Raw genomic sequence first — 10,985 nt, forward strand, 5'->3', positions numbered from 1 at the left:
AGTTATACCAGATAAAACGTTACCTGTTAATTCTATTGTTAGATTACAGGATAATAGCAGAGTCATTGATGGAGGCACTATCAAGGATAGCAACTTATTTCATAGTTTTGAACAGTTTTCTATTCCTACGGGCAGCACAGTTTTATTTAACAACGCTCAAAATATTCAGAATATTTTTGGTCGTGTAACAGGCTCATCAGTTTCTAACATAGACGGGTTGCTCAAAGCTAACGGCATAGCTAACTTATTTTTAATCAATCCCAATGGGATTATCTTTGGAAAAAATGCACGATTAGATATTGGTGGCTCGTTTTTTGCAAGTACTGCCAGTGCTGTCAAATTTGCTGACGAGTTTGAGTTTAGTGCTACCAATCCTCAAGCTACACCCTTGTTGACTGTTAGTGTTCCTGTTGGCTTACAACTTGGGAGCAATTCAGGTGCAATTCGGGTACAGGGTACAGGTCAAGGTTTAACTGCTCCAAGTACACTGCGTTCACCAATTATTAGGGGTAGTACCTTAACTGGTCTCTCGGTACAACCAGGTAAAACATTAGGTTTATTAGGGGGTAATGTCACTTTAGAGGGTGCCACTTTGACAGCAGAGGGAGGAAGGATTGAACTGAGCAGTGTTGACTCTGGTATGATCAGCCTTATTCCAATTGTTCAAGGGTGGACTTTAGGATATGAAGAGGTATCTTCTTATAAGGACATTCATCTGTCTCAACAAACCTTAGTGGATACTAGCGGGAATAATAGTGGCTCTATTGCTATACAGGGCAAGCTTATCTCATTAAGCGATGGCTCCATAATTTTAGTTCAAAACCAAGGTTCACAACCTTCGGGCGGTATTAGTATCAATGCTTCTGAATTATTGAAATTGAGCGGAATCTCTCCAGATGGAAGATTTCCTAGCATCTTGCGAACTGAATCTACAGCTTCTGGAAGTGCAGGAAATATAGATATCTCCACTAAATGGATGGTTATTCAGCAAGGAGCAGGTATAAGCAGTAGATCCTATAGTTCTGGCAAGGGAGGTAGCATTAATATCAATGCCTCTGATTCTATAGAGTTGCTTGGTTTTTCACCCTCTAATCCTTTTATTACCAGCAACATCACTACTAGTACCTTAACTACTGGGAAGGCAGGAGACATCACAGTGTCAACAGGGCGGTTGATAGCTGAGGATGGCGGAGTGATTATATCTCTAACTCGTGGAATCGGCGCAGGAGGTTCGGTGACTCTAAATGCAACCGATTCTGTACACTTACTTAACTCTGTGGAATTGATTAATTCAGATAGAGAGTATGTTCCTAGCTATTTAGCTGCTTCAACTTTTAGTGCAGGAGATGCTGGCAATCTAATAATAAATACATCAAAAATGGTAGTGGGGGATATGGCAACAGTTAATACTTCCACTATAGGCTCTGGCTCTGCTGGAAGTCTTACTATAAACGCTTTCGATTTAGAGATACGCAATAGGGTAAGTTCATCTGCGATTAGACCAGATTCAGACACCCAAAAAGTATTCGGAGTTACTTCAGTACCAAGTGGCTCCCCTGGAGAGGTAAATATCAATACTGGGAGTCTACGTATCACAGATGGTGGACAAGTTAGCGTTAGCAATGAGGGAACAAGTACTGATGCTGGAAGGCTTACAATTAATGCTCGGTCAATTACTTTAGATAATAAAAGCTCTATCACTACCGCAACTGCTTCCGGCGAAGGCGGCAATATCGACATCAATACACAGAATTTACAGCTACGCAACAGTACTATTAGCGCAACTGCCGAAGGTAACGGTAATGGCGGCAATATCGACATCAATACACAGATCCTAACTGGTTCAGAAAACAGCAGTATAAAAGCTAATGCATTCGAGGGGCGCGGCGGTAATATTCAGATAAATGCTCGTGGATTATTTTTATCTCCCGATAGCTTTATTACCACACGTTCACAGTTGGGAGTTGATGGTACAGTCCAGATCAACGGCTTTAACGTTAATCCTGCTGGCATTAAAGCAGCCCCAGAAATTGTTACAGAAACTCCTAATATGGTATCGGGTTGTGCTGCACAATCAGGCACAGGAAGTGATATGTTAATTGTGGCTAGCAACACTCCACCGCCTAAATTTGACGAACATCTAGATAGTCAACCTATCTGGCAGAGAAATTCTATTTCATCTAAGTCCGATGAAGTTTCATCTAAGTTACAGCTATCAACAATTAAAGAGACTACGGAAATTGTTGAAGCTCAGAGTTGGGTAATAGATTCCAGAGGGAACGTCGAATTAGTTGCGATAGCGCCTAATCAAGCTACACCTGATAACTTTTTTTCTGCCATTCCGTGTACATCGGTCGATTCTGTAGCAGAATTTTCCCATTCTAGGAACATAGTAAAGCGATGATTAAATGGAGATATTGCCTAAAATATGCTCTTTTAGGCATTCTAGCTTTATCAATAGTTTTAACTCAATCGTCTCTATTGCTGGCTCAGTCAACGGAGAAAGAAACACATATACAACAGGCTGAATTTTTAACCCAAGTGGGTAGAAAACAATTAAATCAAGGTCAAGCATCAGAGGCTCTTGACAGCTGGCAACAAGCCACGAAAATTTATCATCAGATCAAAGATACCGAAGGTGTTAGTGGGAGCCTGATTAATCAAAATTTTGCCTTGCAAAAATTAGGTTTACACTCTCAGGCTTGTGAGAAACTTGTGGAGGCTCTAAAATTAAATAATTGGAATTGTAACCCAACAATATTAGAATTTACCCAATACGAGAAGTCACAACTGATAGCAGCAATACATCAGTTAAAATTAACACCGACAAGCTTATTGGGATTACAAAGCATGGGGCAAGTTCTACGCTTAGTTGGCAAGTTAAATGAATCTGAGTTAATTCTGGAAAAAACATTATTATTCGCTAAACAAACATCTTCAAAAGGAATTAGCGATATTTTGCTGTCATTGGGTAATACAAAACAGTCCATCTATCAACGAGCGCGAGATGAATACAAATGGATAGAGGAACCAGTCTTTAGAGAGACAATTGTAGACTCAATTCCACAGAAGGCACAGGAGTCACTTGATACATACCAACTTTTAGTAGATCGGGCAAGTTCTCCACAAGAAATAAAACTACAAGCACAACTGAACCGTTTAAACTTATTACTAGACTTTGATGAATGGTTAACAGATAAACCTAAGCTAGTGAATACTCATACAAAAGTTAATCAGCAAATTCAACCTTTAGTAGATATTATATTGCAAAGCTCTTCAGTTTTTTATCAATTGTCGCCCGAACAATCTATTCAAGCTCAACTTAAATTTGCTAAAAGTCTAAGTAAAATTCATAATCAATCATTACAATCGTTAGCTGTTCAGTATACTACATCCGCCTTGGAAATAGCTAAAAATATTAACAATCAACTTTTAATATCTAAAAGTTTAGGTGCTTTAGGTAAGTTAAATTCATACAAATCGCAAATATATTTTGAAGAAGCTTTAAGTTTAGCTCAGTCCATTAATGATGCAGATGTTGCTTATGAATGGCAACAGCAGTTAGGAAACTTATTCCAAAAACAGGGTAAATACGAAAGAGCTATTCAAGCTTACGGTGCAGCCATTGATAGCATAACACAAATTCGTGATAATCTCTTGCATAGCAATTTAGATGCACAGTTTTTCTTTTATGAAAAAGTAGAGCCTGTATACCGGAATTACATGCGACTGCTGATAGCAGAACAATATCCTAATTTTGAACGCAAAGTAATAAAAACCAACCAACAGCTTCAATTAGCACAGTTGGAGGATTATCTAAAGTGTGGCAAACTCGACCTTATTGCTTTAGATAAAATCGATAATTTCGCTGGTGCATCAGCAATTATTCACATTATCGACCTAGACGACACTATACAAGTATTTGCCCAATTCCCAGATTATTCTATTCATCATCATTCTGCTGATTCCAAGTTAGTCAAAAATCATGTTAATGCTCTGTTAAGCATCTTACAAAACAAAGAGCTTATTTCCAACGGCAAGAATCTTGTTACTCCACATTCTCAAGCACTTTATAAGCAGCTAATTGAACCTCTTAAGAAATCTTTGCCTTCAAGTGGAACTTTAGTATTTGTTCTAGACAAATCTTTTCAAAGTTTACCAATGGGTATACTTTACGATGGAAAAGACTATTTATTTCAGCACTATAGCTCCTCAGAAACTTTAGGGTCTAAAGTTCGCCAGCCTCGAGCTTTATCTCAAGAACATTCAAATGCTCTAATTGGTGGAATTTCCACATTTGCTCCTAGCTTTTATGACCCTGATGCTCCTAAAGGACTAAAACCTCTACCTGATGTGGAAGCAGAGATAGCAAATGTAAAAAAACAAACCAATTCCTCAATAGGCTTGCTCAATAAAGAATTTAATACCAAACGCTTTAGTGAAGAACTCAATAAAAAAGACTTTACCATTCTTCACTTAACAACACATGCTCAATTTAGCTCTATTTCTAGAAAAACCGGATTTTTCACTTGGGATGAGTTAGTCAATATTGGACAGTTTGGCACTTTGCTAAAAGCTAAAGCTCAAATCCATCAAGATGCAATTGAGTTATTGGTACTAAGTGCGTGCCAAACTGCCAAGGGTAATAAGATATCAGCATTGGGAATTGCTGGTGTAGCAGCGCAAGCAGGTGCCAGAAGTATAATAGCTACTCTGTGGTTAGTAGATTCTAAATCTAGTGTTGTTCTCATGAATGAATTTTACAAAAATCTCAAGAATGGTATTCACAAAGCAGAGGCTTTAAGACTTGCACAGATAAGTTTGATGGCGATTCCTGAGTACAATAACCCTTATCATTGGGCCCCTTATCTACTCGTAGGAAGCTGGTTGTAATAGTCTACTAACTTTAATCCCTCTTGCACCTTCCTTAACTCAGTTGAGTTGTTACTAGTTTTCACTAACTCAGATGCTTTTAAATATTGACGCTTCGCTTGATCTAGTACACCTGCCTGAAAATAGCGGTCGCCCAGTACTCTGTAAATAGTTGGATTCTTAGTACCTACTGAAACAACATTGTTTAACTGTTCAATTGTTTCATCGAAAAGGTCTCTTGACATAAATATAGCATCAAAGTCAAGAGCAGCTTCATCTGGAGGAAGTTTTAATTTACTAATTTGTTTGACCGCATCTTTAATCCATGCAACCTCATTCTGTGGTAACAGAGAGATTACTGACGGATCTCCACCAGTAATTTTGTCTTTCTTATAAGCGAAAACAAGAATTTGACATGTTTGCCCAGATGCAAGAGGTTTTTCTTCCGCAGGGTAAGCCAATCTCGTTTGATCTGTAACTCTTTCCCAGCTAAAATCATAACAATCAAATCTTACTTTATAAGAAGTAGCACTTGTAACAGGAAGCCAGACGATTTCTGGGCGTGGTTTTAATGTTGGCATAGCATAAGGATAAATGATTGTCGGCTCATCGTTTCCTCCTGCTCTGCCTTTTGGCGTTCTTGAGCAGAAGTCTCCGTTACCTGTGTAACAAGCAGACTTAGACAAATCAGGTTTGGCACATATATCAGAAGAAACAACTCCACTTGATAAATCTAAAATTTTTCCTGTACTGAAACAGAAAAATTTAATCCTACCACCATTTAAAACTTCTATTTTTTCTCCATTACAAACTAAGCTTCCCGCTTGAAGGCGTTTATCACCTGGAGATATTAGTCTTCCACTTAACTCACAACGAACCTGATTTCTTTTAGTTCTGGCTAACGGTACACCTGCCAACAATAACGTATCTTTCATGAGTAGAAAGCTTAAGCAGAATCCTGTCAAAAATTTTATACTGTTTTTCACTGCTTTCAATATAAATAACCTGTTTATATCCAGTTATTATATAGGCTTAGTAAGTATATTCATCTCTACATAAAGATTTTGTTTATAATAAATATCTAATAAATTGATTCAGAGGATACTATTTTTTAAGTATGCGGTCTAGTAGCTCTTGCCTCCAATCGAAAACCTCTGGTAAAGTAGACTTGCCTAATAGACACACTTCTATATAAATTCTGGCGACATCTTTTTCACCTAAAACTTCTTCAACTTGAGACAATAAACAGGAAGCATCTGTTCTTCCATCTAATTGAATCGCCTTTTCTAAATATTTTTTAGCCTCGCTTAACTTATTCTGCTTCAATCTTGCCCAACCTAAATCTTTATACAAGGCTGCTTGTATTTCAGGATCTTTAGTTTTTTGCAACCCTTGTAAGGCTAAAGTAATTGCTGCCTCATGCTCATTATTTATATTTTTCAATCTTGATAAAGCAGCTACAGCAAGTACTGCTTTATCACTTCCTTGAATAGCTAATTGATATTCTTTTTCAGCTAAATCATATTTTTGCTGATCTTCATAAAAACGTCCTAACCCATAATGTCCTTGCCAATTATTAGTCCTAAGCTTAAAAGCTTTTTTATAATTTTCAGTTATACACTTAGTATCTCGCAAATCTTGGCAAACTAATGCCAAATTATTATATGCAGAGGGATCTTTGGGGTTGTATTTAATTGCTTGTTCATAATACTTTCTAGCTATCTTAGAATTATCTATATTTCGAGAAGCTTTATTAAAGTAAAATTCTGCAATACTAAGTTTTAATTGAGGATTAATTTTAATGGCCCAACTAAAAAGCTCTTGTGCCCCCTGAGAATTATTCACTGTTTCTAACTTTCGTCCTTGGGCTACTAAATAGTTTGCTGCTAGAGGTATAAATAGAAAGACACCCCCAACAATTCCTAAACCAATCAATGTATACTTGCTGTATTTAAATACTTTAGAATTAGCTAATTTATAATTTTTAATTTGCTGAGGCAGCTTTTTTAAACGCTGCAAAATAACTTGAGTACTTTGTGGACGTTCCCCTGGTAAAGGATCTGTCAACTCATCAATAAAATCAGCAAAAGGTTTGTCAATTTGCGGTGCTTTGTTTCTCCAGATTAATCTTCCTGTTTTTTTGTCTGTAGGTAAATCAATTAGTTGAATTGCAGTAAGTAGATGGATGAAAGTGCGACCTAAAGCATAAAAATCTGATTGCGGTACTGCCTGTCCATCCGTTTGTTCTGGTGGAGAATAACGAGGTGTACCAACAGATGTAATTTCATACTTTCCTCCTCTAGTTGTGCTATCTCCTCCACTTCCACTTATTTTAGCTAGGTAAGTACTAGTTACTCTTCGTACCACACCAAAATCCACTAATGCTAATTGATCATTTGACTGGAGAATTATATTAGAAGGCTTAATGTCTCTGTGAAAAAAATTAGCCTGGTGTACTACGGCAAGAATTTCAACTAATTGTTTTACCCATTCTAATGCTTGAGATTGCGAAATACACCCGTTAGATTCTATCCATTGCTCTAAATTCTGCCCCTCAATTTTATCCATAACCAAGCAATGCAGGGTTAAAGAACTATTGTTAGGGACAAAAGTAAAAAAGTCATCTAAGGTACTTTTGGGAATATTTGGATGATGGATTAGCCGTAAACTTAGAGATTCCCGCTCGATTAACTCAACCAGCTTCGGCGAGTTCATTTTCAGAACTTTCATAACTCGCTGTCTGCGGTCAGGATTCCATTGAGTACCAGCGTCGTCCACTTCAAAAACTTCAGTATAGCTGAATGGGTTTTCATTCAACGCTCTCAATGGCTTAATTAATCGGATGCGGTCATTAATCAGTAGCAAAGTACCACAAAAAAGACATTTTTCAATGTCATTAGGATTTTGACGTTGCTCGCATAGGGGATTAATACAATAACTCACATTCGTAGGAGGATAGCCAGATATAAACTACCTACCCTAAATCTAGTCCTTCTTCCTATCAGCGAGAATGTAACTAAAGATTTAAAAATTTGAGTAGTCATTTTCGGTACATAAATGTATTTGTAACTCAGCTTAGACGCGATTTTTATCAAAAGCTGAGGAAATTACTAGCTGCAACCGCAGCATATTGTATTACATACAGGGACTTTTAATAGGTTCATGCTCAAAAATAAAGAACAACTAGCAAACTTGTTAAGATTTGTGTATCAGTGGCAGACTAACAGCAGCATTTAAAGTAATCAGTTAATTTGAGAACTGCTACTGTGATTTAGCAATAGCAGTAGTTTTATCAACTACTCCTTTCAGGTGCGCGTAAGTAGTGATTCTAATCTATCTTTTGTCCCCTTTGCATAATTAGTGACTTGAGGTATCATTTACTTGAAACAAACAGCTATTAAATAGAGAAGTAAAGTATTATTGCTGAGTTTGATACGACACCTTTTTTTGCAACTTACACACTTAATTTAGAAAGAGCATGTGTGATTACTTGCTCAAATAACAGAAAGAGTATAACTATGGATTCTAATGTTGTCCAGCCACTTAAACCGCCAGTCTCTTCTCCCCTTTCTTCAAATAAACAAGAGCTTTTAGGGCAAAAATACTCTTCAGTGGTAGTAACTTTTGATGAAGTTTTAGTCGTGGTCAATGATCTGGTACTTGCCAAAAGAGGTAGATATTTATCTCAGCCAGAGATCCTTATTATGAGAGGAGCGTGGCACAACCGTGAGTTTGTAGAAATAGCAGAAAATTCAGATTACAGCGTTAATTACTTACAACGAGGTGTAGCTACTCGGTTATGGGATATACTCACGAAAACAATTGGGAATGGCAAGCAAGTTAGCAAAAAGAATGTACGAAATTTTTTAGAGCAAGTTGCACAGGAGCATTATGCTCAACCTGCTTCTACTAATGAAGAAAAAAGCTCCCCTGTCAAAAATTGGATACAAATTATAGGAAGTAAACCTCCTGACATCTCAAGTTTTTATGGACGAGCAGGAGAACTATCTTGCTTAAAAGAATTAATAATAAAGCAACGCTGCGTATCGTTAGTAGGGGTAGCAGGCATTGGTAAAACTGCATTAGCTGCAAAGCTAATACAAGAGATTAGTGTAGAATCCAAACCCAAATTTGATTGTATAATTTGGAAATCAGTTGCCCATGCACCACTGCTTCAAGACTTTATAGCCGAGCTAATAGAGCTAATCCAACCTTTAGAGCCTAAGCTAGACTCACCTAAATTTACTCAAGCAATGGTTTCAGCATTGATCAAGCAGATGCAATCGCGCCGATGTCTTTTGGTATTGGATGAATCCGATTCCTTGTTTGAAACAACTAATTTAGAGCAACACCTAGAGTACAAACTATTTTTTCGCAGATTAATAGAGGAAATGAATCAAAGTTGCTTGCTCTTAACTAATCGAGTTTTTCCTGATGAATTTGAGGATCTTATAATAGCAGGACGGCCTATTCAATATCTAAAAATAAAAGGTTTAGAGACTGCTCCTGCAATGCAACTTCTATTTGATCAAGGATTGGATGACGAAGAAAAATGCAACGAATTAATTAAAATTTACTATGGCAATCCTTTAGAGCTAAAGACGGTAGTTAGCCGAATTCATCAGTTTTTTGGCGGAAGTGTTCAAAAGTTTTTTGAAAATAGAACTACGCTTTTCAGTAGCCAATTTCAAGCAATGCTTGATAAAGCCTTTGGTTACTTATTAAGTAAAATTCAACAACAAATTATGATTTATATAGCAGAAGAGTTAACTTTAAACTCAAAGCCTGTTAAGTTTACTAGCTTATTAAATGGCTTGAATCAAAAGGAATCAATATCGTTATCAATATCAGATTTAATTACAGCATTAGAAGGGTTGGAAAAGCAGTTTTTAATTGAAACTATTAAGGATTCTGCTTCTGAAGAAAGTAGTTTTACTCTTCAACCTATAGTCAAAAAATATATTAGGAAAAATATACCAGGACTGGTGCATACATCTAATGCTTCACCAGAATTAGCGCTTACATTTTAACAGAGGTAGCTATGATTACAGGCAAACTAGAAATCACAATTAAAATCAATGAACTGCCACAACCTAAGGACATAGAGAACGGTTGGCAGCATTTTGACCTAGACTACGACAGACAAATCATTCCAGCCACAGCTAAAGCAAAGATTTGGAAGAAACTGACCGATGCTGCAAGTAATTATTCTCAATGGGTAGGAGCAATTGTAGGTAAACTTGGACAGCAAGCAGAACAGGGTTTCGTATTAGAGAAACCCAACATACAAGTTTTCGAGCGCAAGCCCAAGGCAGAAACGACCTCTGCATTAGGTGCTACTTCTTGAAAAAGCGATTACCCAGTCAGGGTAAGCTGGAACAAACGCAGGTAAATATGGAGGAGTCAAACAAAAAAATCAGAATCTCACTAGATACGGAAAGACCACAAGTTATGTAAAATCAAGCTGAATAGTTACGTAAAGGACATAGAGGTGAAGAATTTACAACAATACCCGCATTTAACGCACAAAGCGCCACTAGGGAGTCGCGCTTTGTACGAATCTTAAATTTCATATAACCTCAGAGCGGGGTTGATCTCGAAGGAACAAAATAAGTGGTTGTTAAAGTTTGGCGACTAAGATTACCACAAAAATTGTCCGACTGAGTTAAATCCGCGCTGCTTTCCCTATTATACAGGGGTTGTCACCAGATCGTCGAATTTTTGGTGGCTGATTTTTGGCTGTTAAAATTCTTCAAGTTAGTAAAATGTTAAATTTAGTTAAGAAAAAACTCCGAATTTTGTAGCTAAAAGATGTAGCAGCGCGAATAACAGTTACCAGTTACCAGTTATCAGTTGGAATTCCAGTCCTTGATAACTATTGACTGTTGACTTATAAATACAACCCCCTCTGAAGCTTGTAAACCGAGTTATCAGGGGAAAATATCATGACAAACAGAGAACACCCCAAGAGCGCAGTGTTAGAGCGCATGGGTTCGAGTGCAGCTTTCGCATGGCAATTTTGTGCTGTGACGAAGGGAAATTTTCGGAATATCCGGGCTAGAGCAAGGATTTCGCAGCTTGAAAGAGTTCTCTCTAAGGAATTCCGAGGGGAG

General features: G+C 37.4%; 6 protein-coding genes and 1 pseudogene. 4 read left to right on the forward strand and 3 right to left on the reverse strand.

From position 1 onward, the window contains the following. Positions 1-2,404, forward strand: a 2,404-nt coding sequence (locus tag ACWATR_RS37595; RefSeq protein WP_460344724.1) for a two-partner secretion domain-containing protein, incomplete at its 5' end; no start/stop codon positions are given. After that, positions 2,401-4,893: a CHAT domain-containing protein gene (locus ACWATR_RS37600; protein WP_460344727.1), complete on the forward strand. Its 2,493-nt coding sequence runs from the start codon at positions 2,401-2,403 to the stop codon at positions 4,891-4,893. The genes ACWATR_RS37595 and ACWATR_RS37600, both read left to right, overlap by 4 nt. Here ACWATR_RS37600 and ACWATR_RS37605 read toward each other — a convergent pair. The 3 genes and pseudogenes from ACWATR_RS37605 to ACWATR_RS37615 all read right to left on the reverse strand — a co-directional run. Beyond that, positions 4,866-5,807, reverse strand: coding sequence for a tetratricopeptide repeat protein (locus ACWATR_RS37605; protein ID WP_460344730.1), 942 nt, complete (start codon positions 5,805-5,807; stop codon positions 4,866-4,868). The two genes, ACWATR_RS37600 and ACWATR_RS37605, sit on opposite strands and share 28 nt — an antisense overlap. 169 nt (positions 5,808-5,976) lie before the next feature. Beyond that, positions 5,977-7,698 carry a protein kinase domain-containing protein gene (locus ACWATR_RS37610; RefSeq protein ID WP_460344739.1) on the reverse strand — a complete coding sequence of 574 codons (1,722 nt, stop codon included), beginning with the start codon at positions 7,696-7,698 and terminating at the stop codon, positions 5,977-5,979. Between the two features lie 45 nt (positions 7,699-7,743). After that, a pseudogene (locus tag ACWATR_RS37615) lies at positions 7,744-7,815 on the reverse strand (4-Cys prefix domain-containing protein); the annotation flags it as partial. Between the two features lie 575 nt (positions 7,816-8,390). On the opposite strand from ACWATR_RS37615, the gene ACWATR_RS37620 reads away from it, so the two are divergent. Beyond that, positions 8,391-9,902, forward strand: coding sequence for an ATP-binding protein (locus tag ACWATR_RS37620; protein WP_460344733.1), 1,512 nt, complete (start codon positions 8,391-8,393; stop codon positions 9,900-9,902). A gap of 11 nt (positions 9,903-9,913) precedes the next feature. Next, positions 9,914-10,219, forward strand: a complete 306-nt coding sequence (locus ACWATR_RS37625) for a fertility inhibition FinO-like protein (RefSeq protein WP_460344736.1) — start codon at positions 9,914-9,916, stop codon at positions 10,217-10,219. Positions 10,220-10,985 lie beyond the last annotated feature (766 nt).

It is taken from the genome of Nostoc sp. UIC 10890, assembly GCF_054786515.1.